Raw genomic sequence first — 26,618 nt, forward strand, 5'->3', positions numbered from 1 at the left:
GTGCAGGGGCTGACGGTGTTCGACCGGGGGGACGTGGTGCAGGCGGGGAGCGTGTTGGGGTTGGTGGTGCCGTCGGAGGATGCGTTGGTGGTGCGCGCGGCGGTGACGTCGGAGGGAATCACGTTCCTGCGAGAGGGGCAGGCGGTGCGCATCAAGCTGGACGGCTATCCGTTCCAGGATTTCGGTGTGTTGTTGGGGGAGCTGTCACGCGTCGCGGGGGACACGACGCGGAGGCAGGACGACACGCTGGGGGCCTCGCCCTATCGAGTGGACGTGAGGGTGCCGGAGGCGCCGCGCTCCACGGCGGGAGTTCCTGTGAAGCTGCGTCCGGGCATGACGGGCACGGCCGAGTTCGTGGTGCGCCGCGAGCGACTCGTCTCCGCGTTGATGCGCCCGCTGCGAGGCGTGGACAGCCTGGGGCACTGAGCAGCTATTGCTGGACGGAGAGGATGCGCCAGCCGGCCACATCAATGGCGTAGGTGGCTCCGACGTCGAGCAACGGAGGTCCACCCACGTCGCAGACGTCCGGGTTGGGAACAATGCTGACGAACATGACGTCCTGGGGGCCAGGAGCCGCCACGACGTCATAGGCTTCGCGACGGGAGAGACACTGCTGTAGAGGCGTCGCGGAGCTGGGAGTCTTGTGGTCCCAGGGGAGGTAGTCATCCATCGCGAGCTGGATGGCCTTCAACGTGGACCCGCCGATGATCTGCCGCCCCTCTTCGGGAAGCGCGAGCGGAAACTCCACCTTCGCGGCTTCTTCCGTGGACGCATGAACGGGTCGAGGAGGCCGCTGGAAGAGCGCGCAGGCTGGCAGGAGAAGCAGCAGGGTCATCAACGCGTGGGTCATGGGCCCTCTGGCTGAGGTCAATCTTGTGAGGGGGGACACTTCTCCGCAGGCGAGGCTCAGCCGTAAAGCGGATTCACCAGGACGCAGCCCATGTGGATGAGCCTGCGACTGGGCGCGCCGAGGTCAGAGTCGCGGGGTGAAGGTAACCTCAGTCCAGCGATGTCCCGGTGCGCACGCACAGCCGGATTCATTCATCCAGGATGCGACCTCGTGGTCGCGTGTGCTAGGTCACTCCTTGGACGGTCCCTTGGTAGAAGCGGAACTGTGGAAGAAGACCTTCTGGTGCGCGTGTGAACTGGCAGCCCCATCCGACAAACCCCGAGATTTTCCACATCTCGCACCTGAGCAATCTTCCAGGGATCATCAATGCGGGTGGGCTGTTCTCCGATGGGGGGCTTGCGCGACGGAACATGGTCGCGACGAACATCGGGAATACGAGCATCAAGACTTCGCGCCTGACGAAGCCAGTGCCGAGTCATCCCGGAACGTTCGTGGGGGACTTCGTTCCCTTCTACTTCTGCCCGCGCTCAGTGATGCTCTACGTGGTCAATCGCGGCTCGACCAATCACCCGCCGGGTTGCCAAGTGGATATCGTGCATTTGGTCTCACGCGTCGGGTCCGTAACCTCGCTGGGTAAGTGGGCCTTCACCACTACGAACGCCGCCGCCGCGTACACCACTCAGTTCCACACGTCACTTGTCGACCTGCCCCTGGTCCAGTGGCACGCAATGCCCCAAGTGAAATGGCAGCAGTGCAAAGAGGAGCGCCAAGCTGAGTTCCTGGTGTTCGACTTCTTTCCTTGGACCGCGATTCACGAAATCTGGGTCCATGGGCCTGCTACGCAGCGGAAGGTGACGTCGCTCCTGGGTGCGGCGGCTCATCGTCCTCCGGTTCACGTCAGACTCGACTGTTACTACCCCTAAGAAGGGGCTACTTATGATTCTTGCCGAGGGCAATCTCCTCCAAGCGGACGTTCAAGCGCTCGTCAACACCGTCAACACGGAAGGTGTGATGGGCAAGGGCATCGCGCTCCAGTTCAAGCGGGCGTTCCCCGCGATGTTCAAGGACTACGAACGAGAGGCGAAAGCAGGTCGTATCGAGACGGGTCGAGTCCACGTCTTCGACGTTGGGTCCTTGATGGGGCCGCGCTGGATCATCAACTTCCCGACCAAGCAGGGATGGCGCCAGCCTTCTCGCCTGGAGTGGATTCGTACGGGCCTTGATTCGCTTATCGAGGAGATCCAGCGGAGGGGAATCCAGTCGATTGCCGTCCCTCCTCTTGGCTGTGGCAATGGGGGCCTGGACTGGTCGGAGGTGTTCCCCCTCATCAAGGAATCCTTTGGGCGTGTCCCTGCCGTTCGCGTGCTCGTCTATCCTCCTCATGGCGCGCCTGACCCCGAGACCATGCCGGTGAGGACAGCGCGTCCCTCTCTTACAGAAGGGCGTGCCGGACTCTTGGGGTTGATGCGTCGCTACATCGACGCGGGGTTGGATGAAGAGTCTGTCAGCTTGCTGGAGATTCAGAAGCTCCTCTACCTCCTTCAGGAGGCAGGCCAGCCGCTGCGTCTCTCATTCATCGCGCATCGGTACGGGCCCTATGCCGACAACTTGAGGCACGTCTTGAACAAGCTCGAGGGGCACTACCTTCGAGGTTTCGGTGATGGGTCCGTCTCACCTGAAAAGCAACTGCGGTTGTTGCCCGGAGCATCCGACGAAGCTCAGGCCATCATTCAGGAACATCCTGAGATTCAGGAACGGTTCGAGCGAGTCGCAAGGCTCATCGCTGGTTTCGAGACACCGTTCGGCATGGAGCTTCTCTCGACGGTTCATTGGGTTGCGACCCGCGCGCCTACTCCTGCGAAGTCGGCGGCAGAGGCCGTTCGGGACGTGCATGCCTGGAATACGCGCAAGGCTTCGTTGATGAGTCCCGCGCATGTGCAGGCCGCATGGGAGAGGCTCGAGCAACAAGGCTGGCTCACCCGAGCGTGACAAGCGGCGCGGGCGACTCACTGCTTCACGCTCTGTCCCCGCGCCTCCTCAATCAGGCTCAAGTCCACCAGCTCGTTGATGTCCGAGGCGGGGATGAACTGCAGCTCCTGCGCATGCCGCGCGGCCGCCGCCAGTGCGGAGCCCACCGGGTCCAGGCTCGGCTCCAGCCGTGAGAACGCCCCCTGGAGAATCGGCGGCTTCAACGGCTTCTTCGTCAACTGCCCGAACGCCGCGTTCACCGCCGTGGCGAACGCCTCCGGCTCCTGCTCCCACCGCTCCGTCAGCTTCACGTGCGCGCGCAACAGCGCGACGATGCGCGGCCGCTGCGTCTCGATGGCCTTCCGCGTCGTCACCACCACCGTCGTCGGATACCGCCAACCCGGCCACAGCGACTTCTCATCCACCAGAACCTGCCCGCCGCCCCCCGGCTCCAACAGCATGCGCGTGCCCCACGGCTCGGGCACCCACGCACCCTCGATTCCCCCGCGCAGGTACTGCACCAGGATGTCCGAGTTGCTCAGCGGCACAATCTGCAAATCCCCCGTGCCGTCCAGGTTCGTCTCGATGCCCTGCTGCTTCAGCCAGTAGCGCAGCGCGATGTCCTGCGTGTTCCCCAACTGCGGCGTGGCCAGCTTCTTCCCCTTCAGCTCCGCCGCGCTCTTCGCCGTGCGTGTCACCAACACCGCGCCCCCGTTCACCGCGCCCGCGATGACCCGCAGCTCGCGCCCCGCCTTGAGGAACGTGTTGATGGAAGGCCCCGTGCCCACGTAGGACACATCCAACGAGCCCGCCACCAACGCCTCCATCGCCGCGGGCCCCGCGTTGAACTGCTTCACCTCCAGCTTCCCCACCCCAGGCTCCGACGCGAACGCCCCCTCCGCGTTCCCCACCAGCGCCTGCGCATGCGTGATGTTCGGGAAGAACCCCAGCCGCAGCGCATCGTCCGGCCCTCGCGCCGACTCGCGCTTGCATCCGACGCCCATCAGCACCACGACCGCCAGGAAACGAAGAAGACGCATAGGCACCCAGCAGAAGGACGCGAAGCCAGCCCTGGCAACACGTGTCACGACACGAGCGTCGGACGCTTCACATCGCCGGCTGCAAGCCCCAGCGCCGGCGCAGCCGCCCCTCCACCGTCTGGAACAAGACCCGGTCCACCGTCACGCCGATGAGCACGATGGCCACCATCACCGCCATCACCTGCGGCACGTCCATCAGCTCGCGCCCCACCGTGAGCAGCTGCCCCAATCCCCCGGACACGAACAGCAGCTCCCCCGCGAGCAGCGCGCGCCACGCGAAGCTCCACCCCAGCTTCAACCCCGTGACGATGCCCGGCAGCGCCGCCGGCAGCAGCACCCCGAACTGGAAGCGCAGCCCGCGCACCCCCAACGTGCTCGCCACGCGCAGCAACTGTGGATCCACTCCCTGGATGCTGTCCTCCGTCGCGATGGCGATGCCCAGCACGCTGCCCATCACCACCACGAACAGGATGGCCCCGTCCGTCAGCCCGAACCACAGGAGCGCCAAGGGCAACCAGCAGATGGACGGCAGCGCCTGCAGCCCCATCACCACCGGCTTCACCGCGTTGCGGAAGAACGCCAGCCGCGCCATCAGCAGGCCCAGCGGCACGCCGATGCCCACCGACATCACGTACGCGCGCCCCAACCGTCCCAATGAGCGCAGCGTCGCGCCCCACAGCTGCCCGCCGGACGCCAGCCGCCAGAGGCTCTCGGCCACCGTCATCGGCCCGGGGAACAGGTACGAGGACCAGATGCCCATCCGCGCCACGCCCTCCCACACGCCGAGCAGCAACAGCACCAGCCCCAGCTTCTGGGAGTAGTTCTTGAGCGCCGAATCACGCTTCATGGCTCTCACCTCACCGGACGAGGCAGTCCCGCCACGGGCAGCGCGGCGGAAGGCTCCTGGGCGCGCGGGGGCTCGGGCTCGGGCTCGCTCTCGCGCTCCACCTCGCGCAGGAGCCCCTGGATGTGGCGCACCATCTCCGTGAGGGCCGCGTCGTCCGGATGACGCGGCATGGGCAGGTGGACCTCCAAATCCCTCACGATGCGCCCGGGCCGCGGAGCCATGAGCACCACGCGCGAGCCCAGCATCAGGGCCTCGTGCACGTCGTGCGTCACGAACACCACCGTCTTGTGCGTGCGCATCCAGATGGACTGCAACAGCTCCTGCATGTGGATGCGCGTCTGCGCGTCCAGCGAGCCGAACGGCTCGTCCATCAGCAGCACCGTCGGGTCCACCGCGAGCGCCCGCGCCAGGCTCGCGCGCATCTTCATGCCGCCGGAGAGCTGGTGGGGTAGCGTGTCCTCGAACCCCTGGAGCTGCACGCGGCGGATGTACTGGTCCGCGCGCTCCTTGCGCTCGGCGCGAGGCACCCCCCGGGCCGCCAGGGCGAAGGTGATGTTCCCCCGCACCGTGAGCCACGGGAACAGCGCTGCCTCCTGGAACATCAGGAGCCGGTCCGGCCCTGGACCTCCGATGCTGTGTCCATCAATCGACACCGTGCCCCCAGTGGGGCGCACGTGGCCCGCGAGCGCGTAGAGCAGCGTGGACTTGCCGCAGCCGGACGGACCCAGGAGGCAGACGAACTCACCCGAGCGGACGTTCAGGTCCACGTCCTTCAAGGCCACGACCTTGTTGCCGTAGCGATGCCCCAGCTGGGTGACGGAAATCTTCGCGCGCGGCGCTGACGTCGGCCGGACGCAAGAAGCGCAGCGAGCTTCGCCATCGGCCGAGGAGGGCACGCAGCATCGGCCACAAGCTAGGCACATGTACGCAAGACGGAAGGGGGTGTGGGCTGCCTCGGGGGCACCCGTCACCCTGCTTCCTCACTCGCCCGGAGGGGAGTGTCGTCTCCTCCACACTCCGTCATCGGCCTGCGGACCCTTCGCCGGACGTCCGAAAACTAGGGATGCCTCCGCCGCTTGCTTTCCGCGCCTGCTCGACCGCCTTAGACCCGGGGGCATGCTGAGTGTCGTGACCGATGTGCTGGGGGACCTGGTGGTCGGGGTGCTGTCGGTCTTCGCGAAGGACAAGCGCGGCGGCGCGTGGGCCCTGGGGTTCTACCTGCTCCTGGGGTCGGGGCTGGGGGGCCTCAGCGCGATGTTCTGGCCGGAGCCGCTCGTCGACGACTTCGAGGGCGCGCTGCTCCTGGGGTTGGCGTCACCCATCCTGGCGGGCGCGCTGGTGGCGGGCTTTGGGGGCGTGAGCGTCTGGGATTGGCGCTATGCGTTCGACCGGGCGCGGTTCGGCCTGGGCTTCGGCGTGACGCTGGGCGTGGGGCTGGGGCGCGTCATCGGGTTGCTGGTGTCCTAGCGTCCGGAACGAGGGGGGTTCCTTTCCCGGTGGAAGCTGGGGGAACCTGCGCGCAATGCACGTGGGGAGATATCAGCTCGTCCGCAAGCTGGCGACGGGTGGCATGGCGGAGGTGTTCCTGGCGAAGGTGGCCGGGCCCGGGGGCTTCGAGAAGACGCTGGTGCTCAAGCGCATCCTCCCGCACCTGGTGGAGGACCCGTCCTTCGTGGAGATGTTCCTGGAGGAGGCGCGGCTGGTCGCGCAGCTCAACCATCCCCACATCGTCCAGATCTTCGACTTCGGTGAGGCCGAGGGCAGCTACTTCCTGGCGATGGAGCTCATCGACGGGCCGAACCTGCGCCGCTGGCAGCGACAGGCCGCGTCGAGAGGACGCCCGCTGGCGCCCAACATCTGCGCGAAGGTGGTGGCGCTCGCGGCGGAGGGGCTCGCGTACGCGCATGACTTCGCGGACCCGGGCACGGGGCAGCCGCTCGGGTTGATTCACCGGGACGTGAGCCCGGACAACATCCTGGTGTCGCGGCAGGGCGCGGTGAAGGTGGTGGACTTCGGCATCGCGAAGGTGGCGGGGCAGAAGCACCGCACGCAGACGGGCATCGTGAAGGGCAAGGTGGCGTACATGCCACCCGAGCAATGTCAGGCGGACCCGCTGGACCGGCGCGTGGATGTGTATGCGCTGGGGGTCGTCCTGTATGAGCTGCTCACGGGGCGGCTGCCCTTCGAGGGGGCCACGGAGCTGGCGATGATGCAGGCCATCGTCTCGCGTCCGCCGGCGCCGGTGAGTCGCCATCGCGCCGATGTCCCGAGCGCCTTGCAGTCCATCATCTCCACCGCGCTCGAGAAGGACCGGGAGAAGCGCTATCCCGACTGTCGCGCGCTCCAGGCGGACCTCGAGCGCTTCGTGTTGTCGACGGGCGAGCCCGTGGGCGCGTATCAGATTGCGCGGTCCGTGGAGCAGGTGGTGGAGGAGCGCGCCACCGCGACGCCCGCGCCCATCACGAACCGCGAGGCCGAGCGCACCGCGCCCTCGGGCCCCGCGCGCGAGAAGCGGGCCGAGGCGAGAGACGCGGCCGTGTTCGAGCAGACGACCCGGCAGCGGCCTCACGAGGACGTGGGTGCGACGCGCGGGAAGAAGCGCGTGCCGGTGGCTGTCGCGGGCGCGGTGCTGCTCGTCGCGGGTGGCGGCTATGCGCTGCTCGGGAGAGCGCCGTCCGGGCCCGCGGTGCCCGAGGTCTCGGTGAACAGCGGTGTCGCGACGAAGCCCACGGCGGAGGCACTGCCCGTTCCCTCCGACGCGAGGCTCGCCGAGACGAAGCCCACGGAGGGAGCGCGACCCGTGCCTTCCGAGGTGAAGCCCACGCAAGGAGAACAGCCCGCGCCCTCCGGCGTGGAGCTCGTCCAGGCCGAGGAGGCCGCGCCACGGCCGACAGAGCCCTCCGCGCCCGAGGAGGACGATGGCCTCCTCGCACCCGTGACAGGCAACACCGAGGGCACGGCGCGCAAGGTCGGCTCCGCGCGAGCGGTGACGGGCACGGTGGAGTTCCGCATCCGCCCCTATGCCGTCGTGTATCTCGATGGCAAGAAGCTGGGCGAGACGCCACTCGGCATCATCGACGTGGCCGAGGGCAACCACACCATCACCGCCGTGAACTCACGGCTGGGCAAGCGCGTGACGCGCAGCTTCGAGGTGAAGGCGGGGACCGCGAACGTCTTCAAGCTGAACCTGACGCAGGAGTGAGCGACGTCGAGGCCTGTCGAGTGCTCGGGCGAAGTCCCCCGCTCGCGGACCCGCCGTGGAAGGTCTCGACGCGCGCCGGAGTCGCGCATGGCCCTCCCGCCGGCGCACGCCACCCCGCGCTACGGCTCGTCCTTCTTCGCCGCATCCGGGGACGCGGGAGGAGGCTCCTCGGGCTTCTTCTTCGAGCCCATCACCGAGTCGAGCGCCGAGCCCAGCGCGTTGCCGACGTTCTTCCCCAGCGTGGACCCGGCGGCGCCCAGCTTCGAGCGCAGGTCCTTCTTCTGCGGCGCCTCCGGCTCCGGCTCCGGCGCGACGGGGGTGGGAGCTGGCGCCTCCTGGACCGCGACGGCTGGGGGCACCTCGTTCTTCGCAGGGGCCTCGGGCTCCTCCACCTTCGCGGGAGGCGCGGCCGCCGAGGCCATGCCCCGCTGTTGCCGCACCTGCTTGCGCACCGACTCGAAGTCCCGCTCCACCTTGGGACCCGTGGCGGCGGGCAGCACGGCATCGGGCTTCAGGGACAGGCCCGCGCGGAACTCCTCCAGCGCCTGCTTCCTGCGTCCCAGGTCCGACAGGACCAGCCCCCGGTAGAGCGCCACCTCGACCTGCTCGTCGGGGGTGGAGGCCACCTGCCTCGCCTGGGTCAGCCAGTGGAGGGCCTTCTCGTACTCCAGCGCCTCGTACTGCGCGCCCGCGCGCTCCATGCGGCGGCGGAACGGGCTCACGTCCTCCGCCAGGGCCAGCCCTGGCGCGAACCAGGCCCACAGCACCATCACCCATGCCCCCCAGCTTCTCAGGGTTCTAGACGCTTCCATGTCTGGCAACGCTAACACGGAGTCCCCGGACAGGAACCGGCCCGCCCCCGGGGCGATGCCCACCCGTGCTCACGTCATTCCGAGACGCGGGCTGCTTCCAGGCGCCGGTGCATCCGCGTGCGCCACGCGAGCCACAGGCTGAACACGAGCAACCCCACGCCCACGCCGGTGAAGGCGCCGCCCACGCGCAGCGAGGAGCGTCGGTCATCCCGCGTCACCTCCAGCGACTGCGTGGCGGGCGAGGCGAGGTAGCGCTCCACCTGCTCCTTCACCGCGGTGGCCTCGCTCTCGACGGTGGCCCACTGGGCGAACAGGGGCAGCTTGCCCTGCGTCGTCATCAGCTCCGGCCGGAAGATGGGCACGGACTTGCGACGGGCGCTCTTGGTGCGCTCCACCTTCACCGACTGAATCGAGTCCAGCGGCAGCGTGGCCACAGGCTCGCGCGTGAGCCAGCCTGACTTCGTGAGCGTGCAGGGGCCGCCCGGCCCGCAGCGCAAATCCATCCGCGACTTCCCATCCAGCAGCCACAGGCCGAGCACCAGGAACGGCAGCGCGAGGATGAGGAACGCCACCGTCCCAATCGCCGTGGAGCGGCTGGCCAGGGGCTTGTCGTCGTCGATGGGGATGGCGGGGGTGGGCTCGCTCACAAGCTCCACTCATAGACCCGCGGGCCTCCGGCTGGCAGCGGTTTCGTGCATCCCTCGCGTCGGAAACAAGCCCCCAGGCGGCGAGCGAGCGGGCGCACCGTGCCTTCCACCCCGAGCCCCCTGGTGTCACGGCCTCCGGGTGAACACCTCACACAGGATTCCGCACCCGCCTGTCGCAGGAGCCGCGCATGAAGGCCGTCGCCGTCTTTCCCGGGAAGCGAGAGGTGCGCGTCATCAACGACGCGCCCGAGCCCCAGCTCCAATCGCCCACGCAGGTGAAGGTGCGCACCCACGAAGTGGGCGTGTGCGGCACGGACAAGGACATCGCCTCCTTCACCTACGGCTCGCCGCCGCCAGGCCTGGACTACCTCATCCTCGGCCACGAGTGCCTGGGTGAGGTCATCGAGGTCGGCTCCGCCGTGAAGGGCGTGCGGAAGGGCGACCTGGTGGTGCCCCGCGTGCGCAGGCCCTGTCCCCACGCCATCTGCACCGCCTGTCGTGGAGGACACCCCGACTACTGCATCACCGGCGACTTCACCGAGCGCGGCATCAAGGAGGCGCACGGCTTCTGCTCGGAGTTCTTCGTCGAGGACGTGGCCTACGTGCACCGCGTCCCCTCGGAGCTGCGTCAAGTCGCGGTCCTCACCGAGCCCCTCACCATCGCCCAGAAGGGCCTGCGCCAGCTGGGCCACATCCAGGAGCGCCTGCCCTGGAGGCCCGCGCCGGGGCGCGCGGTGGTGCTCGGCGGCGGACCGGTGGGCCTCTTGGGCATGCTGGCCCTGATACGGCGGGGCTTCGCCACCACGGTGTACTCGCACAAGCGCCCGCCCAACCCGAAGGAGGTCATCGCGGGCGAGGTGGGCGCGCCCTACCTGTCCACCCAGGACGTGTCCGCCCAGGAACTGGTCCGCCGCGTCGGCGCCGCGGACGTCATCTACGAGGCCACGGGTGTGGCGAAGGCCGCCGTGGACGTGCTCGGGGCGCTGGCGCCCAACGGCGTGCTCATCCTCACGGGGGTGCCGTCGCACGGCGAGGAGCTGACGGTGGATGGGGCCGCGCTGCTCAAGCAGCTGGTGCTCCACAACCAGGTGGTGTCCGGCACGGTGAACGCGGCGGGGCTGGACTTCGACATGGCGCTCGAGGACCTGAGCCACTTCCGGGCGACGTGGCCCGGCGCGGTGGAGCGGCTGCTCACCGGACGGCATCCTCCCGAGGCCTTCGTCGACGTGGTAACTGGCAAGGTGTCGGGTGGCATCAAGAACGTCATTTCCTTCCGTTGAAGCGAGGTGCGCATGGGGGTGGGAAGAAAGGCGGTGGCGGGGGACTCGGTCCCCATCGAGGACCATGGCGTCATCGGTGACCTGCGCACGGTGGCGTTGGTCGGGAACGAGGGCACCATCGACTGGCTGTGCTACCCGCACTTCGACAGCCCCAGCATCTTCGCGTCGCTGCTGGACCCGAAGAAGGGCGGCCACTGGAGCATCCGCCCCGAGCGGGACGGCGTGCTGCACAAGCAGTTCTACTGGCCGGACACCAATGTGCTGGTGACGCGCTTCTACACGGCGGAGGGCGTGGGGGAGCTGGTCGACTTCATGCCCATGGAGCGCAAGGGCATCAAGCAGGTGCGCGAGCTCATCCGCCGCGTGCGCGTGGTGCGCGGTGAGCTGTCGTTCGAGCTGGAGTGCTTCCCGGCCTTCAACTACGCCCGGGACTCGCACCAGACGCACCTCATCGGCGGTGGGGCGGCCTTCGAGTCGAGCACGCTGCAGATGACGCTGTCGTCCTCGGTGAAGCTCGAGCGCGCCGAGCGGGGCGTCACCGCGCGCTTCAAGCTCAAGGAGAACCAGTCCGCGGTCTTCTCGTTGCGCGAGGGCCTGCGCAGGTCGTGTGAGGACCTGGTGCACGACCACGCGTCCGCGGAGTCGCTGTTCCGCGACACGGTGGACTACTGGCGCCACTGGCTGTCGAGCTGTCAGTACACGGGCCGCTGGCGGGAGACGGTGCAGCGCTCGGCGCTGGCGCTCAAGCTGATGACCTTCGAGCCGACGGGGGCCATCGTCGCGGCGCCCACGTGCAGCCTGCCCGAGTCACCCGGTGGCAGTCGCAACTGGGACTACCGTTTCTGCTGGCTGCGCGACGCGGCCTTCACCGTCTACGCGTTCCTGCGCATCGGCTTCAAGAAGGAGGCGGCGGCCTTCATGCGGTGGGTGGAGGCGCGGTGCGCGGAGCACGGGGACGGGCCCCTGCCGCTGATGTTCGCGCTGGACGGCAGCCCGGTGCCCCAGGAGGAGGAGCTGTCGCACCTGGAGGGCTACGGCGGCGCCAGGCCGGTGCGCATCGGCAACGCGGCGGCGGACCAGCTCCAGCTGGACATCTACGGCGAGCTGATGGACTCGGTGTACCTGTCCAACAAGTACGCGGCGCCCATCTCCTACGACTTCTGGATGCACCTGCGCCGGTTGGTGGATTGGGTGTGCGAGCACTGGAACCAGCCGGACGAGGGCATCTGGGAGATACGCGGAGGCCGGCGGCACTTCGTGTACTCGAAGCTGATGTGCTGGGTGGCGCTGGACCGGGCCATCCGGCTGGCGGACAAGCGCAGCTTCCCGGCGGACCGGGCGCGGTGGCTCGCGACGCGTGACGCCATCTTCGAGGACATCATGGTCCAGGGCTGGAGCGAGAAGCGCGGCTCCTTCATCCAGGCCTATGGGAAGGACACGCTGGACGCGGCGAACCTGTTGATGCCGCTGGTCTTCTTCCTGTCGCCGGTGGACCCCCGGATGTTGTCCATGCTGGACCACCTGCGTCAGCCGCCGTCGCAGGGGGGCCTCGCGTCGGACGGGCTGGTGTACCGCTACGACGTGGAGGCGACGCTGGACGGCATCCCCGGCAGCGAGGGGACGTTCAACCTGTGCAGCTTCTGGCTGGTGGAGGCGATGACGCGGGCGAACTCGGCGCGGCCGGACCTGCTGGAGGAGGCGCGGCTGATGTTCGAGCGGATGCTCGGCTACGCCAACCACGTGGGGCTGTACGCGGAGCAGACGGGCATGGGGGGCGAGTCGCTCGGCAACTTCCCCCAGGCGCTCACCCACCTGTCGCTCATCAGCGCCGCGTACAACCTGGACCGGACGCTGGGGCGCAAGGACTGACGATGCGGGCTTGGAACCACTCGACATCTATTGACGAGTGATATGGGGCGGCATGGTAAAACTGGAGCCGTGAAGACGAACTCCGCCAAGCAGATCGCCACCCGTCTGGCCACGGCCCGGAAGGCGTGGGACCTGACCCAGCAGCAGCTGGCGCAACGTGCGGGCGTCCCTCACTCCGAGGTCCGTATCGCGGAGCGGACGGGACGTGTCGAGGTCTCGACGTTGGTGAGCCTCGTGGGGACTTTGGGTGGGGTGCTCGACGATTTGTTTTCGGGCGCGACTTTCTGGGAGGCCCCAGCCATCGCGCTGAAGTCCGCCTCACACGAAGAAGACCCCGCGACCCTCATGCAGGGCCTGGCCAAGGTGTCCACGGCCGCGCGTGACTACCACGCGCTCTCCCGCTTCCTGGAGTTGCCTGACTGGTGGGCTCAGCGCGGAGCCGCACTCGGGCCCTTGAATGTCGAGGGGAGCGTGGTGGCTCAGGCCGAAGTGCTGGCTGGGCGTGTGCGGAAGGAGCTCGGAAACCCGTTGAATCCGATTCCTTCCGTGCGGGCAGACATGGCCCGCTTCGGGATTGCCACGTTCTTCACCCAGTTCGCCTCCGAATCTGTGGATGGTGCGACCTGGATTGCCGCGAAGGCGCCTCCCTGCGTCGTCGTGAATGCAAGGGCTCGGGGAGGGCTCGTGACGGCGGCCCGAATGACGTTCGCGCACGAGCTGTGTCACGCCCTGTTCGATCGTCCCCCGAAGGGAGACTACGGGCATGTCGAGGTCAAGGGAGCACGGGGTTCCGACCTCGAGAAGCGAGCCAATGCCTTCGCCGCATACTTCCTCGCGCCCAGGTTGGCCGTGCGGCGTTTCCTGGGAGAGTCCGGCCTGGGTGCGGGCACGCCTCCCACGCAGCAGCATCTGCTGTCCTTGTCGCTGTACTTCGGCATGGGCGTGGAGGCCATGGCTCACCACCTGGTGAACTGCGACTTCTGGTCCGAAGCCACCATGCTGCGCAACAAGGTCCAGAGAGCACCTCCTTTCGCGAGCATGGATGATCGCGAGCTGAGGACGACTGGCTCCGATGGATTGATTGCGCTGGAGCGACGTGGATCCTTGCTGGACATCGCGAACATCGCCCTGGCTCAAAAGAGAATCACGACAGGTCGCTGGCGCGAGCTTCTGGGGCTCTCCGCGACGTCGAACTGGCGGTTGATTCTGGAAGAGCGTGACATCGTGCTCGACGACGAGCACTACGTCATTCCTCGTGGGGAACACGCGGCGAATGTCAGCGCATAGGTTTCCCGCGGAAGGCATCATGCTGGATGCCTGTGTCCTGTTCCGATTGGATAAGTGTGAAGCGCTCCCCCGGCTCAAGGGGCTGGCACCACTCCACGTCGCGGCCAGCGTGCATGCGGAGCTCAGCAAGGATGGCCCGAGACTGCGCAAGCTCTTGACTGAGCTGCGGATGACGAAGCATCCGGTCGTACCCGGCTCGCGTGAGTGGGACGAGTTGGCGAGGATTCGAGGCGGGCTCTTCAGCAACCAGGACCTGGGTGAAGCGGAGTCACTGGCCGTAGTGCTGGTGGCGGCCCAGAAGCAACGGTTCCTGCCACTTGCGACTTTTGATGGTGGAGCGGCCAGGACCGCGAACAGGCTCGGCGTTCCTGTCCTCGACTTCCTGAGTCTGCTGGCGTGGATGGTCGCTTGTGGCTGCATGTCCTTTGAAGAGGCGGATGACTTGGAGACGCTGGCCGCGCAGAGGAATGGCTGGAAGAGGCCCTCCTCGTACCGTGGGTCGGTGGAAGCCCACGCGAGCGAATTGCGGCAAAGCACGGGCGCCGCGATTTTCGATTGGAAGGCCCGCGTGAAGGGCTTCCAGAAGCGCAAGGGTTCGACGACACGACGAAAGTCGTGAGCACTACATCCCCAGGAACTCCGGCCAGGCCCCGGGCGCCAGCACGCCGATGACCTTGATGCCGGGCTGCCCCGTGCGGCCCACCGTCAGGTCCAGCCCGGTGAGCAACCTCGGGTCGTCAGCGAAGTGACGCTGCTTGCGCTCCACCAGCGCCTCGAAGCCCGCGAGGAACTCCTGCCGGTCCGGGTGCGCCAGCCGCCGCAGCGTGGCCCGGGCATGCTCCACCCAGCCCTTGCGAGGCTCCCATCGGTCCTGCACCACGGCGTTCCACGTGGTGAGCGCCAGCGCCAGGCGCGTGAACACCGCGGACTCGTCCAGGAACCCACCGCCCGTGCGCTCCAACAGCGGCTGGGCGAAGTCGAGCAGCGACTCGGACACCTTGCGCCGAGGCACCTCGCGCGTGGGCTCACGGACCTTCTTCACCCGCGCACCCGGCAGCTCCAGGAGCTCACCGAGGTCGCGCTCGCCCACGTAGTGTCCCGTGAACAAGGGGAGCGGCACCTCCAACCGGACCTTCACGTGGAGGTCCCCCACGCGCAGCTCCTCCTCCACGCGCAAGTCCCCGGGCCTCGCCCGCGCCACCGCCCGCGCCACCGCCGCCGCGAGGAGCACCTCCCGGGCGTCGGCCAGCCGCGGCTTGTTGCGCGTGACGCGCAGCAGCTCCGGGATGAAGGGGATGCCCGTGTGTTGCTGCACGGCCTTCGAGGCCCAGTCCGGCGTGTCCTCGAGCGTCAGTCCCAGCACCTCCGGGAGGAGCGCCTGGACCCCGGGCCGGGCGAACTCCGTCCGAGCCAGGCGCTCCGCGGAGCCCGGCTTGTCGAAGAGGGAGAGGCCGTACTCGGAGCCGCCGTTGCCCATGACGGACACCTCCTGGGTCCCCTGGAGGCTGCCCCCGAGCGAGACGAGGAAGAGCTCCTCGTTGCTCCAGGACTCCCAAGGCGCGGCCCGGATGAAGTCCGCGGAGGACTCCACCAGGGCCGCCATGCTGTCGGGAGGAATCCTCTCCTCGCGACGGGCAGGCCCCTGGAGGAGTTGGAGCGCGAGCAGCGCGCGAAGCCTGCTGATGGAGGGAGGGGTCGGTCGCGAGGTGAACCCCAGTCCCTTGGCGCTCCGGGTCAGTCGGCTCTCGCAGTAGCACCGCGTGCCCTTCAAGACAGGCGCGAGCTGCGCGAGTCCCTCCGCGTCTCGCACCGCCATCACGGGGGGCAGCACCTCGCCGTCGGCGCGCACCGCGACATAGAACGACGCCGCGCCATCCTGGGTCGTCTCGATGGGGCCGAGCTTGAAGACATAGGCGGACCCTGGCTCCAGCTCCTTCTGTCGCGCCGAGCCCCGTCGCTTGTTCCGTCCCACGAAGTCCAGGAACGCGCGGTGGTGGGTGGCGCCGAAGAGCTCCTCCGAGGAGTCCAGGGCCTCCTCGGGGTCGAAGGCCGGGCGTGACAGCTCGAACAGCTGCCCATAGAGCCGTGGCGCGAGTCGCCGCAGCTCCCGACGGCGCGTGGCGGAGTCCGCCTCGGGCGGCAAGGACTTCAGCGCCGGGCGGAGCTTCTTCAAGAGTGGGGCGCGCTGCTCCTCGGCGACGGCCATCACGCCACCGGTGAGCTCCAGGTGGTCGTCCGCCGGCATGACCCAGGACGCCAGGAGGTCCCCGGGCTCCACGGCGTGGGTGAGGAGCTTCTCCCGGACGTCGAGCGTCTCGTCGAGGAGCAGGTCACGCAGGCGCAGTCCCTGGTCCCGCCAGACCTCGACGACCTCGAAGACCGAGCACCAGGAGGACGCCAGCCCCTTCAGGATGACGCGCTCGGCGCGAGACAATCCCTGGCCCGCGCGGGCGAGCTGTCGGTCGGCGAGCGTCTGCCCTTGGTCATCCTCCAGCCCATGGAGCCGCCAGGCGAGCAGCGCCGCGTCCAGCCAGGCGAAGCTCACGGGGTCCCACTCCGCGGGGAAGTCCGCGCGAGCCCGCTGCTCTTCCTTGGGCTCGGCGCGCGCCGCGGCCTTCAGGTCGGCCAGGACACGGTTGAAGGTCTGGGCGGTCCAGGTCGTCATGGGGCCATGCTACGCACGGGGTTGCCATCCGGCCATGTACTTCGACCCGGAGCCCCTGTTCTCCACGCGAGGGCTTGCTCGCCCTCGAGGACGGCGAAGAGAACCACTCGTCGTCGGCCTCCGTATTGAGGGAGAGTGATGACTCACCACGTCTGGTGGGTGTCCCTCTCCCCAATCCCGCTCATGGCCGAACCGACCGTCTCCGCTCCCTCGTCGTCCCCCGCACCTCGCGCGCTCGTCGCCCGGGGGCTCAAGGCCGTCATCGCCGTGGTGGGCCTGGTGGCGCTCGCGCTGGTCGGGGTGCGGCTGCGCTACGGGGGAGGCGAACCGTACCCGGACGTGACGGGCATGCCCCTGCTCCCGGACAGCGCGCTGGAGGAGGTGGTGCGCAGCCCCGAGCCCATCGGCAACGTCGCGGTCTCCTCCACGGGCCGCGTCTTCTACACACTGCATCCGGAGAGCCGGCCCCAGGGCGCGAAGCTGTTCGAGTGGGTGGACGGCAAGGCGGTGCCTTTCCCCTCGGAGGCGGTGCAGGCGCGGCTGTTCGACACGGTGCTCGGCATCACCATCGACCGGCGCGGCTGGCTGTGGACCATCGACCACGGCAACCACGGGCTCGGTGTCCCCCGGCTGCTCGCCTTCGAGCTGGCCACCGGCCACCTGGCGCACGAGTACGACGTCCCGCCGCAAATCGCCCCGCCAGGCTCGTTCCTCCAGGACCTGCGCGTGGACGCGCGCGGCCAGACGGTGTTCATCGCGGACGTGGGCTTCTGGCGGCGCTCCCCGGCGCTCATCGTCCACGACGTGGCGACGAAGGAGTCGCGCCGCGTGCTGGAGAAGCACGACGCCGTGTTCCCCCAGGACTTCATCATCCGAAACCCCATCAAGGACATGGTGTTCTTCGGGGGGCTCGCCGCGCTCAAGTGCGGCGTGGACGGCATCGCGCTGGACCCCAGCGACGAGTGGCTGTGGTTCGGCGCGATGAACCACGACACGATGTACCGCGTGCGCACCGCGGACCTGAAGGACCGCGCGCTCGATGACGAGGCCCTGGGCACGCGCCTCCAAGCCGTGGGCAGAAAGCCGCTCAACGACGGGCTCAGCGCGGACACGGAGGGCAACGTGCTGGTGACGGACGTGGAGCACGGCGCGGTGCTGCGCATGAGCCCGGATGGCCGGTTGGAGACGCTGGTGAAGTCCCCGCGCCTGCGCTGGGCGGACGCGCTCAACCACGGGCCGGACGGCTGGCTCTACGTGGCCGACAGCGCCATCCCCCACCACATGCTCCAGTCCAAGGCGCACATCGCCGCGAACGCGCCGTACTTCATCTACCGCTTCAAGCCCGGCATCGGCGGCGTCGCGGGCATGTGAGTCCGCGGAGCAAGGCGGGCCCGGAGCCTCCGGGCCCCCTCGCGAATCACTGCACGTTGAAGTGGTAGTTGTTGCCGAAGTTGGAGTCCCACGCCTGGCAGCCCCAGCGGCTGGTGTTCTCGAACCAGATGGCCAGGTCTCCGCGCGTGTTGAGCGGGATGGACGGCGCGGGCGGGTTGGGCGTGGAGGAGAACCCCGCCACCCAGAAGCTCTGCACCGGCCCGTTGTTGAACTGGTAGTGGCCGGTAATCGTCCACCCCGGCGTGGTGGCGTTGATGTTGCCCCGGCACTGCGTCAGGCGCGACACGTCGAAGACGATGCTCGCCGTGGCGCCGAAGGGCAGGGGGTTGGATGACGCGAACACGTTCCAGCCCTGCGAGGGCGACTGGAAGGTGATGCTCGGCGTGGACTGCGACCAGGCCACCGAGGCGACGAGCAGGGAAGCGGCGGCCAGCAACCAGCGGACATGACGACGCAGCAAGGCGTGACTCCTTGTCGAGTGGGGGACGGCACCTGGGATACGGAGCGTGCCCGCGACCTGGCGCGCGGCTTTGCTCCGCCTCGGGCCCCGGAGTCTTCTACAGTCCCCCCTCCCACTTCTTACGCTCCGCGCCATGGCCGACTTCAGACCCGCCTTCTACCGACTCGCCGTCCGTGTCGACGCCCGCTATGACGCAATGAGCCGGAGCCTCCGCCGCTCGCTGGGCATCGCCCCGCCGCTGCGCATCCTCCCGTACCGGGGCCACGGCACCCCCGAGCGCGCGGTCATCAAGGCGCGCGTGCTGGAGGACCGCCACATCCAGCCGCAGCAGCGACGCCACACGGTGTGGAGCAGCGCGGTGGCCTCCTACAAGCGCTACATGACGCGCGAAATCGCCGGCGCGAAGGTGGCGGTGCGCTGGGGCGACAAGCGCTGGGAGGGCACCACCGACGAGGAGGGCTTCCTGGAGCTGTGGGTGCCCCCGCCCGAGGGCGTGCGCTCGGGCTGGCACATGGTGGAGCTGGAGCTGCTGTCTCCCGAGCCGGAGGGCGTGCCCCGCGTGGCCGCCCCCGTGCGCGTGGCCGGGACGAGCGCGCGCTACGGCGTCATCAGCGACATCGACGACACCGTCATCGTCACCGGCGTGACGGACCTGCTCAAGCGCGCCTGGGCCCTGTTCCTCACCGAGCACCGCGTGCGCCTGCCCTTCCCGGGCGTGGACGCCTTCTACGCGGCGCTCCAGGCGGGCGCGGACGGCCAGGGCGACAACCCCATCTTCTACGTCTCCAGCAGCCCCTGGAACCTGTACGAGCACCTGGACGAGTTCCTCGCGCTGCACCACATCCCCACCGGGCCGCTGCTCCTGCGCGACTGGGGCCTGTCCAGCACGGGCTTCGCCCCCGGCGGCGGCCACGGCCACAAGCTGGAGAAGATTCGCGGGCTGCTCACGGACCTGGACCACCTGCCCTTCATCCTCATCGGCGACAGCGGCCAGGAGGACGCCGAGCACTACCGCACCATCGTCCGCGAGTTCCCCGGCCGCATCCTCGGCGTCTACATCCGCAACGTGCCCGGCCACCCCCGCCGCGCCCGGGAGTTGGAGGCCATCGCCGCCGACATCCGCGACGCGGGCAGCCAGATGCTCGCCGTGGACGACACCACCAGCGCGGCGCGTCACGCCGCCCGCTCCGGGTGGATTCAGTGGAACGAGGTCCTCGAGGTGGAGGCCCACCGCCGCGAGGACTCCGAGCGCGGACCGGGGTGAGTCAATTTCGGCCCTGGCGGTAAATTATCATTAAGGCTTGAATTCGGACCTGCAGCTGTGGCAGAGGCGCGCCTGATTCTCCGGTCTTTCCTCTGTTTCCACACCCCTGAAGGAAGCGAGGCCCCCGTGGCCAGCAGGTCCATTCGTTTCGCCGGACGCTCCCCGCGTTGGTACCGGGTGCGCGCCATCAGCCGGAGTCCGAAGCCCCCCAGGCTCCTCTCCTGCACCCCGCGCGCGCGCCCACGCCCTCCGGCGCGGCCTCCGCGCGGCAAGGCCCGGTGCTCCTGGTGGACGGCGAGGTCCACCTCGGCGCGCTGAGTCGGGGCCTCAGGGCAGGGGACGGGCCCCGGGGAACTGGGCGGCCCGCGTGGCGCGCTCCATGATTTCGCCCTGGGCCCAGCGCTTCTCGCCGCCGGCGGGTGGCACCAGGCGCTTCCAGGTGCCATCGGCTTGCAGCTCCCACGCGTGGGTGTTGTCCGCGAGGCTGCGCTCCAGCGAGTCGCGCACCTGCGCGGCCAGCGTGGGGTCCTCCACCGGGGCCAGAATCTCCACCCGGTGGTCCAGGTTGCGAGGCATCAGGTCCGCGGAGCCGATGTAGCAGCGCAATTCCTGTCCCCGCTCGAAGAGGTACAGGCGCGCGTGCTCCAGGAAGCGGCCCAGCGTGGACACCACGCGGATGTTCTCGGAGACGCCGGGCACGCCCGGGCGCAGGCAGCAGATGCCGCGCACGTTGAGCTCCACCTTCACGCCCGCGCGGGACGCGTCGTAGAGCGCGCGGATGATGATGGGGTCCACCAGCGCGTTCATCTTCATCTGGATGCGCGCGGGGCGCTCCAGCGTGTGCGCGACGACGGTGGCCTTGATGTGCTCGAGCAGCCCCTCGCGCATGGTGAGCGGCGCCACCAGCAGCTTGCGGAAGCTCTTGGGCCGGCCGAAGCCGGTGAGGTAGTTGAACAGGTCCGCCACGTCCGCGCCGATGTCCGGGTCCGTGGTGAACAGGCCCATGTCCGTGTAGAGCCGGGCCGTCTTCGGGTTGTAGTTGCCCGTGCCCACGTGCACGTAGTGCCGCACCCGCTCGCCCTCGCGCCGCACGATGAGGATGGCCTTCGCGTGTGTCTTGAGCGACGGAATCCCATACACCACGTGCACGCCCGCCTCTTCCAGCGCGTTGGCCCACTTGATGTTGGTGCGCTCGTCGAAGCGCGCCTTGAGCTCCACCATGCACACGGCCTGCTTGCCGTTCTCCGTCGCGGTAATCAGCGCGGGCACCAGCGGGGAGCTGTCCGACGTGCGGTACACCGTCTGCTTGATGGCGAGCACGTCCGGGTCCGCCACCGCCTCCGTGACGAAGCGCTCCACCGACGAGCCGAACGAGTCGTAGGGGTGGTGCACCAGCAAATCCCCCCGCCGCATCGCCGCCATCACCGTCGTCCCCTCGGGCGCGTCCGAGTCCGGGCGCAGCCGGGGCTGGGTGACGGGCGTCCACGGCGGGTCCTTCAGCTCCGGGAAGCCGGGCGCGAACGCGATGGCCTGCAGGTCCCCCAGGCCCAGAAGCCCCTGCTCCTCGTACACCTGCCGCGACTCCAGCCCCAGCGCCTCCACCAGCGGCTCCAGCAGCTTGGGGCTCATCCCCGCCTGCACCTCCAGCCGGATGACGTCCCCGAAGCGCCGCTGCCGCAGCTCCGTCTCCACCGCCTTGAGCAGGTCCTCCGCGTCCTCGGACACGGTGAAGTCCGCGTCGCGGGTGACGCGGAACAGGCTCCAGCTGAGCACCTCCATGCCCGGGAACAAATCTCCCAGGTGCTGGGCGATGACCTCCTCCAGCGGCACGAAGACGTTGTTCTTCAGGGGCAGGAAGCGCGGCAGCAGCTCCTTGGGCACCTTCACCCGCGCCACGCTCTCCTCGCCCGCGTCCGGGTCCCTCAAGAGCACCGCGAGGCTGAGCGACAGGTTGGAGATGTACGGGAAGTGCCGGCCCAGGCCGATGGCCAGCGGCGTGAGCACGGGAAAAATCTGTTCCTTGAAGCGCTGGTCCACCTGCGCGCGCTGCTCGGCGTCCAGGTCCTTGGCGGAGAGGATGCGCAGGCCCTTCTCCGCGAGCGCGGGCCGCAGGAGCTTCTCGAAGATGGCGCTGTGGCGCTTGCTCTGCTCGAAGATGCCCTCGTGCAGCTTGTCCAGCGTCTGGCCCGGGGACGCGCCGTCGGGGACCAGCCGGGCCACGTTGCCGCGCACCTGCTCGTGCAGGCGGGCGACGCGAATCATGAAGAACTCATCCAGGTTGCGCGCGTAGATGGCCACGAACTTCAGCCGCTCGAGCAGCGGCTCGTCCGCCGACTCGGCCAGCTGGAGCACCCGGTCGTTGAAGGCCAACCAGGACAGCTCGCGGTTGAAGAAGAGCCCCTCCTCCGGGTCGGTCCCCGCGGGCAGGACGTCTCGCTCCAACGGCTTCTGGGTGCTGCGTCCGGCGGCCCCTCGCTTCGCCATCTCTCACGGCTCCTGGGTTCCTACCTCGGCGGGGGATGTAGCAGGACGGCAACCCCCGGATTGTGAACTTCCGTGTCACGAAGGGCAGCCCCTCCGCCCCCGATGTAAGGCCTGGGAAGGCGCCGGGCAGGCGTTACCGGACAGGTCGCGTGGAGTTTCTTGCATCCGGGCTGTTGGAACGGCATGTCAGTCGACGTGAGCCCGACAGAGAACCCGCCGAACGCCGCCCTGGTTGCCGAGCCAACGGATTCGAGCAACCTCTTCACGGCCTTCCAGAAGGAAGGCAAGGCCTCCAAGGGCCGCTGGGCCGTGGCGCTCGTCGCGGCCCTCATCCCCGTCACGCTGGCGGTGGGCTTCTGGGTGATGGCCCGCGAGCAGGCGAACACCTTCCGCGTCGTCACGCCCCATGGCTTCAAGTCCATGCACGGGGGCATGACGTCGGACCAGGTGGTGGCGCTCCTGGGCCGGCCCATGACGCGCGAGCAGGACGCCACGGGCGCGGACTGCTACCGCCACGGCACGCCGTCGATGGAGAAGGAGTTCTTCCTCGTCTATTCCGTCTGCTACCAGGACGGGAAGCTCAAGGACGTGAAGCAGCAGAAGTTCTCCGCCTGGTCCGTGGACCCGGAGACGGGCAGCTTCGAGGCGCCCTCCGGTGGCGAGGCCCCGGCCTCCCCCGCGCAGGCGCCCGCCACCCCGGGGACGACCCAGGGCTGAGCGCCCACGCCCGGGGTGTCGCCTGACTGGACGTGAAGTGCGACCCAGTCGCATGATGTGGCCATGCGTCGGGCGTCTCATCCATCCATGCTGGGTCCCGAGGGGCTGAACCGTGCGCTGGAGCACCTTCGCGCCTTCGTGCGGCGCAAGGGGCTCAAGAGCTCGCTGGTGCGCGAGTCGGTGGCGCGCGCGGCGCTGGAGCACGTGGGGCACTTCACGGCGGAGGAGCTGGTGCGCTCCGTGCGGCAGCGGGGCGCGGAGGACGTGCACCCGGCCACCGTGTACCGGGTGCTGCCGCTGCTGGTGGAGGCGGAGCTCATCCACCAGACGCTGGTCTCCGGCGGCGAGGGCCAGCGCTACGAGCGCGCCTTCGAGCGCGAGCACCACGACCACATCATCTGCTCCTCGTGCGGCAAGGTGGTGGAGTTCCACTTCGAGGCCATCGAGCTGCTCCAGAACGACGTGGCGAAGAGCCTGGGCTTCCGACTCACCGGGCACATCCACGAGCTGTTCGGCGTGTGCTCGGCCTGCGAGCCCCTCGCCAGGACGTGAGCCGGCGCCTCCCGGATTGACGGCCCGGGGCTTCCATGCGACCGGTTCGCAAGATTGCCCTGGGCACCGATGCTGACGCTCCGTTCATGGATGGGCTCTCCCACGGGAGTGATATCCGGAGCCGCTGAGACTGTTCACGCGTGAGCGCGTCGGCGCTCCTCGGGTGGGGGTGTAGGCGCGAGCTGCGTGTCCTCACCTTAGGGCCTGTCCGGAGGGGGGCGGGTGTGGGGCGGCCGTGGACGTTCTTCCAGCGCGTGGGCGCTGGTTTCATCGCGGCCCTGCTCGTCGCGCTGGTGCTGACGTGCACGTTGGCCGTGGAGCTCGTGTCCGCGCGCTCCAGTCGCAGGGCGAACCTCCTGGCGATGTCGATGGACCGGCTGGAGGTGGAGCGCCTGCGCAGGGCCTTCACCGACAAGGTCTCCAGCGAGCGGAGCGTCGTCTTGTCCGACGATGCGTTCTTCGCCGAGGACCGGGTGCGCTCTCGCGAGCGCTTCATCGTCACGCACGAGCGGCTGGTGTCTCGAGGGGTGGCCCCGCCCGCCGCGGCGCTGCTCGCGTCGGTGCTGCGAGCGGAGCAGGAGCACGAGCAGGCCGTGCGGGAGTGGGTCGCCATCCACGCCACGCGCGCCGCGCACTCACGACGCGAGGCCCTGTTCGAGGAGCGTGCCCGGGACACGCGGCTAGCCACCTACGCGACGCTCCATCAACTCTCGACCCGGATGGAGTCGCAGGTGGGCACGGGCCTCCAGTCCGTGGTGGAGACGGAGGAGCAGGTCCTGCTGCTCTCCCTGGTGACGATGAGCCTGGTCCTCGCGCTGGCCGCGACCTCGGGGGGACTGTTGCTGTCCCGGCTGCCACCGCCACCGGTCGAGGCCAGCCCCCCGCGAATCAAGCCGCGCGCCGAGAGCGTGCAGGCCGCGAATGGCGTCTCGGAGAGAGTCGACGAGGCCGCGCGTCCACGCACCAGGGCCGGCACCTTCTTCTTCGCGGAGGCGCTCATCGACTCATTGCTCGACGAAGACGGTCCGTCGCGCGGTGAGGCCGCGAGACCCGGCGATGGCTCCAAGACCCCACCGCGCGGAAGCCCGGAGGTGGATCCCCGGTCCGCGCTGACGGTGGAAGAGGCCACGCTCCGCAGCGACGCGCACGAGATGATGGCGCGCATCGGCGTGAGGGCGCACGACCTGGGCATCCCGTTCGACACCTTGCAGTGGCTCCTGCGCGGCCTGGAGCGGGTGGACCCCTCCTCGGAGCCGGACCGCGTGAGGGACGGAGTCGGCCGTGCGCTCGAACAATCCCGCCGTCTGGGTCAGTTGCTCTTGAACCTGTGGGACGTGTCGAGCCAGCTCACCGGTCGCCAGGTCGCGGAGCCGGTGGACCTGTCACACCTGGCTCACGAGGTGATGGAGCGCTTCACCGAGTCCGCGACACGGGCAGGCAGCCCGCTCCTCTTCGACGCGGAGCCAGGGCTCGTGGGGCGATGGGAGCGATTGGGCTTGGAGCAGGTGCTGACCCACCTCATCTCCCATGCGCTGGAGCTCGGAGCGGGGCACCCGGTGCGGCTTCGTGTCGAGCGAGTGGGGCGCACCCGGGCGCGAATCGTGGTCGAGGGCCTGCCCCTTCCCGACGATGGCGCCGGGCTGGGTCGCTACCTGGTCCAACAGTGGGTGGACGCCCACGGAGGCACCCTGCGCATGGAGGGCACACCCGGTGACTGCGCCACCTGCACGGTGGAACTGCCGCTGCTCGAACAGCTCCTGGAGTCGGCCCCCGCCTGAGTCCCCTCAGAACGGGTGGACGTGCTCCTCGGGCGGCGTGACGAACGCGCGGAAGGCCGAGGTCTCCGTGTGCTTCTCGCGCGACTCCAGCCGCTCGAACTCCAGCGAGTCGTGCGCGCAGAACACCGTCACCTCGTCCCCGTGCAGGCGCTTGAGCTGACGCAGCCGTCGCTGGTTGTGCAGGCGCATGGGCCGGTCCTTCTCCATGAGCCGTTGATACGCGCGCAGCCCTGGTGTGCAGCGATAGCGCCCCGAGTCCATCTCCCCGTGGAAGAAGTACGCGTCGCCCGCGTGCAACAGCCACCCGCTCCCCGAGCGCACCGCCACACCCGCGTGCCCCAGCGTGTGCCCCACCAGCGGCACCAGCAGGATTTCGGGAGGGAGTCCCTTCAGGTCGCGCACGCAGTCGAACCCGAACCAACGCTCACCCACCTGTCCCGTGGGGTACGTCACCCAGTGCGACTCGTGCATCCACTGCTCGGGGCGGTAGCGCTGCCGGTCCAGCGGTGACGTCCGCGCGGTGGCCGCCAGGTACTCGTCCGCGAGCAGGTGCACGCGCGCATGCGGGAAGTCATCGAGCCCGCCGGCATGGTCGAAGTCGAGGTGGGTGAGGACGATGTCGCGCACGTCCTGCGCCTTGAAGCCCATCCGCTCGATTTGCCGGATGGCCGTGGCACCCTCGTGCAGCTGGGGCCGACACAGCATGTCCAGGAAGAGCGGGCTCTGACGGACCTGGGGATGGAGCACGTCCTGCAGGCCGAAGCCGGTGTCCACGAGGATGAGCCCGTTCGCTCCCTCCACCAGCAGGCAATGGCAGGTCAGCGCCGCGGGACCTCGGAAGCCCCGGCGCCCGTCCATGAGGCGGCCCCCGGGTGGACACAGGGTGGTGCAGTTCAGGTGATGGATGCGCATGCCGACACGTCCCAGGCCGCAAGGCCGCTCGAGTCCGTGTCTAAGGTGGGATGTGCTTCACGGACGAGGAGCCCGGGCTGCTCGCCGCCTGGAGCGCTCGCTCGTCCGGGAGACCTGCGGCCATGAGCCCGGCGCACCTCACGGGCGACCGGGCCCTACAGGTGCTCCAGCGGGTCCGCCGTGCGCTCCTCGCGCACGTTGCCCGTGTCGACAGGCTCGAGGAGCAGCACGTGGGCCTCTTCCTCCGCCAAGGGTCGATGCTCCACGCCGCGCGGGATGATGATGAGCTCGCCGGGCTCCACCTCCACCGTGCGCTCGCGCAGCTCCATGCGCAGCCGCCCGCTCAGCACGAGGAACAACACGTCCTCGTGCTCATGGTGGCGCCACGCACACGGGCCCGACAGCTTCGCCAGCCGAACGCGCCGCCCGTTGAGCTCACCGATGGCCCCGTGCTCGGAGAACAGCGCCAGCTGCTGGGCCAGGTTCACCTTGTCGACGGACCGCGCCGAGGACTCGCGGCCCACCTGCTCACCGTCCGCCACGTTGGCGGGCTCGACGCGGCGGCGCGAGTCCCACCGGGGCGGGCGGGCAA

25 protein-coding genes are annotated in these 26,618 nt (G+C 69.0%); 14 read left to right on the plus strand and 11 right to left on the minus strand.

What is annotated here, in order from left to right; genetic code table 11:
• Positions 1–426 (plus strand): HlyD family efflux transporter periplasmic adaptor subunit (locus tag FL311_RS22160; RefSeq protein ID WP_194869313.1); only part of this gene is annotated, 426 nt, incomplete at its 5' end.
• 4 nt (positions 427–430) lie between these two features.
• Here FL311_RS22160 and FL311_RS22165 read toward each other — a convergent pair.
• The gene (locus FL311_RS22165; protein WP_141327651.1) at positions 431–850 is read right to left on the minus strand and encodes a hypothetical protein; all 420 of its coding nucleotides are present in this window, start codon (positions 848–850) and stop codon (positions 431–433) included.
• A gap of 290 nt (positions 851–1,140) precedes the next feature.
• Between FL311_RS22165 and FL311_RS22170 the strand changes: the two genes are divergently transcribed.
• Together FL311_RS22170 and FL311_RS22175 are read left to right on the plus strand one after the other, a co-directional pair.
• Positions 1,141–1,773 carry a DUF4433 domain-containing protein gene (locus tag FL311_RS22170; RefSeq protein WP_141327652.1) on the plus strand — a complete coding sequence of 211 codons (633 nt, stop codon included), beginning with the start codon at positions 1,141–1,143 and terminating at the stop codon, positions 1,771–1,773.
• Between the two features lie 13 nt (positions 1,774–1,786).
• On the plus strand, positions 1,787–2,839 hold the full coding sequence (locus FL311_RS22175) for a macro domain-containing protein (RefSeq protein ID WP_141327653.1): 1,053 nt from the start codon (positions 1,787–1,789) through the stop codon (positions 2,837–2,839).
• A 17-nt stretch (positions 2,840–2,856) separates the two neighbouring features.
• On the opposite strand, the gene FL311_RS22180 is transcribed toward FL311_RS22175, so the two are convergent.
• From FL311_RS22180 to FL311_RS22190, 3 genes are all read right to left on the minus strand, one after another.
• Positions 2,857–3,858, minus strand: coding sequence for an ABC transporter substrate-binding protein (locus FL311_RS22180; protein WP_141327654.1), 1,002 nt, complete (start codon positions 3,856–3,858; stop codon positions 2,857–2,859).
• Positions 3,859–3,925: 67 nt separating this feature from the next.
• Complete coding sequence (locus tag FL311_RS22185; protein WP_141327655.1) at positions 3,926–4,705, minus strand: ABC transporter permease; 780 nt, start codon at positions 4,703–4,705, stop codon at positions 3,926–3,928.
• 5 nt (positions 4,706–4,710) lie between these two features.
• Positions 4,711–5,601: an ABC transporter ATP-binding protein gene (locus FL311_RS22190; RefSeq protein ID WP_228557000.1), complete on the minus strand. Its 891-nt coding sequence runs from the start codon at positions 5,599–5,601 to the stop codon at positions 4,711–4,713.
• Between the two features lie 220 nt (positions 5,602–5,821).
• Here FL311_RS22190 and FL311_RS22195 point away from each other — a divergent pair, with 220 nt between their 5' ends.
• Together FL311_RS22195 and FL311_RS22200 are read left to right on the plus strand one after the other, a co-directional pair.
• Positions 5,822–6,172, plus strand: coding sequence for a hypothetical protein (locus FL311_RS22195; RefSeq protein ID WP_141327656.1), 351 nt, complete (start codon positions 5,822–5,824; stop codon positions 6,170–6,172).
• A gap of 55 nt (positions 6,173–6,227) precedes the next feature.
• On the plus strand, positions 6,228–7,907 hold the full coding sequence (locus FL311_RS22200; protein ID WP_141327657.1) for a serine/threonine-protein kinase: 1,680 nt from the start codon (positions 6,228–6,230) through the stop codon (positions 7,905–7,907).
• A 119-nt stretch (positions 7,908–8,026) separates the two neighbouring features.
• On the opposite strand, the gene FL311_RS22205 is transcribed toward FL311_RS22200, so the two are convergent.
• Positions 8,027–8,680: a tetratricopeptide repeat protein gene (locus FL311_RS22205; RefSeq protein ID WP_141327658.1), complete on the minus strand. Its 654-nt coding sequence runs from the start codon at positions 8,678–8,680 to the stop codon at positions 8,027–8,029.
• Between the two features lie 113 nt (positions 8,681–8,793).
• Entirely contained in the window at positions 8,794–9,366 is a 573-nt protein-coding gene (locus FL311_RS22210; RefSeq protein ID WP_141327659.1) for a hypothetical protein, read from the minus strand.
• A gap of 188 nt (positions 9,367–9,554) precedes the next feature.
• On the opposite strand from FL311_RS22210, the gene FL311_RS22215 reads away from it, so the two are divergent.
• From FL311_RS22215 to FL311_RS22230, 4 genes are all read left to right on the plus strand, one after another.
• On the plus strand, positions 9,555–10,646 hold the full coding sequence (locus FL311_RS22215; protein ID WP_141327660.1) for a glucose 1-dehydrogenase: 1,092 nt from the start codon (positions 9,555–9,557) through the stop codon (positions 10,644–10,646).
• Between the two features lie 12 nt (positions 10,647–10,658).
• A complete protein-coding gene (locus FL311_RS22220) occupies positions 10,659–12,515 on the plus strand; it encodes a glycoside hydrolase family 15 protein (protein WP_141327661.1) in 1,857 nt (618 codons plus the stop codon).
• Between the two features lie 69 nt (positions 12,516–12,584).
• Positions 12,585–13,802 (plus strand): ImmA/IrrE family metallo-endopeptidase, encoded by a 1,218-nt coding sequence (locus FL311_RS22225; RefSeq protein ID WP_194869314.1) that lies wholly within the window; start codon positions 12,585–12,587, stop codon positions 13,800–13,802.
• A gap of 19 nt (positions 13,803–13,821) precedes the next feature.
• Positions 13,822–14,421, plus strand: a complete 600-nt coding sequence (locus FL311_RS22230; protein WP_141327663.1) for a hypothetical protein — start codon at positions 13,822–13,824, stop codon at positions 14,419–14,421.
• Between the two features lie 3 nt (positions 14,422–14,424).
• Here FL311_RS22230 and FL311_RS22235 read toward each other — a convergent pair whose 3' ends face one another.
• A complete protein-coding gene (locus tag FL311_RS22235; protein WP_141327664.1) occupies positions 14,425–16,467 on the minus strand; it encodes a hypothetical protein in 2,043 nt (680 codons plus the stop codon).
• A 183-nt stretch (positions 16,468–16,650) separates the two neighbouring features.
• On the opposite strand from FL311_RS22235, the gene FL311_RS22240 reads away from it, so the two are divergent.
• Positions 16,651–17,838, plus strand: coding sequence for an L-dopachrome tautomerase-related protein (locus FL311_RS22240; protein WP_194869315.1), 1,188 nt, complete (start codon positions 16,651–16,653; stop codon positions 17,836–17,838).
• A gap of 46 nt (positions 17,839–17,884) precedes the next feature.
• Here the strand turns inward: FL311_RS22240 and FL311_RS22245 are convergent, their stop codons facing one another.
• Complete coding sequence (locus tag FL311_RS22245; RefSeq protein ID WP_141327666.1) at positions 17,885–18,319, minus strand: DUF6209 family protein; 435 nt, start codon at positions 18,317–18,319, stop codon at positions 17,885–17,887.
• A 133-nt stretch (positions 18,320–18,452) separates the two neighbouring features.
• Between FL311_RS22245 and FL311_RS22250 the strand changes: the two genes are divergently transcribed.
• Positions 18,453–19,583 carry a phosphatase domain-containing protein gene (locus tag FL311_RS22250; protein ID WP_141327667.1) on the plus strand — a complete coding sequence of 377 codons (1,131 nt, stop codon included), beginning with the start codon at positions 18,453–18,455 and terminating at the stop codon, positions 19,581–19,583.
• A gap of 327 nt (positions 19,584–19,910) precedes the next feature.
• Here the strand turns inward: FL311_RS22250 and ppk1 are convergent, their stop codons facing one another.
• Positions 19,911–22,067, minus strand: a complete 2,157-nt coding sequence (ppk1, locus tag FL311_RS22255; RefSeq protein ID WP_141327668.1) for a polyphosphate kinase 1 — start codon at positions 22,065–22,067, stop codon at positions 19,911–19,913.
• 183 nt (positions 22,068–22,250) lie between these two features.
• On the opposite strand from ppk1, the gene FL311_RS22260 reads away from it, so the two are divergent.
• From FL311_RS22260 to FL311_RS22270, 3 genes are all read left to right on the plus strand, one after another.
• Positions 22,251–22,784 (plus strand): hypothetical protein, encoded by a 534-nt coding sequence (locus tag FL311_RS22260; protein ID WP_141327669.1) that lies wholly within the window; start codon positions 22,251–22,253, stop codon positions 22,782–22,784.
• A gap of 87 nt (positions 22,785–22,871) precedes the next feature.
• Positions 22,872–23,336: a Fur family transcriptional regulator gene (locus tag FL311_RS22265; protein WP_141327671.1), complete on the plus strand. Its 465-nt coding sequence runs from the start codon at positions 22,872–22,874 to the stop codon at positions 23,334–23,336.
• A 224-nt stretch (positions 23,337–23,560) separates the two neighbouring features.
• Positions 23,561–25,114 (plus strand): HAMP domain-containing sensor histidine kinase, encoded by a 1,554-nt coding sequence (locus FL311_RS22270; protein ID WP_141327673.1) that lies wholly within the window; start codon positions 23,561–23,563, stop codon positions 25,112–25,114.
• 6 nt (positions 25,115–25,120) lie between these two features.
• Here FL311_RS22270 and FL311_RS22275 read toward each other — a convergent pair whose 3' ends face one another.
• Positions 25,121–26,026, minus strand: a complete 906-nt coding sequence (locus tag FL311_RS22275; RefSeq protein WP_141327675.1) for an MBL fold metallo-hydrolase — start codon at positions 26,024–26,026, stop codon at positions 25,121–25,123.
• Between the two features lie 155 nt (positions 26,027–26,181).
• The coding region (locus FL311_RS22280) for a cupin domain-containing protein (protein ID WP_305036165.1) at positions 26,182–26,618 on the minus strand (437 nt) is incomplete at its 5' end.

Source organism: Myxococcus sp. AB025B, from assembly GCF_006518215.1.
GTDB classification, from domain to species: Bacteria; Myxococcota; Myxococcia; order Myxococcales; family Myxococcaceae; genus Myxococcus; species Myxococcus fulvus.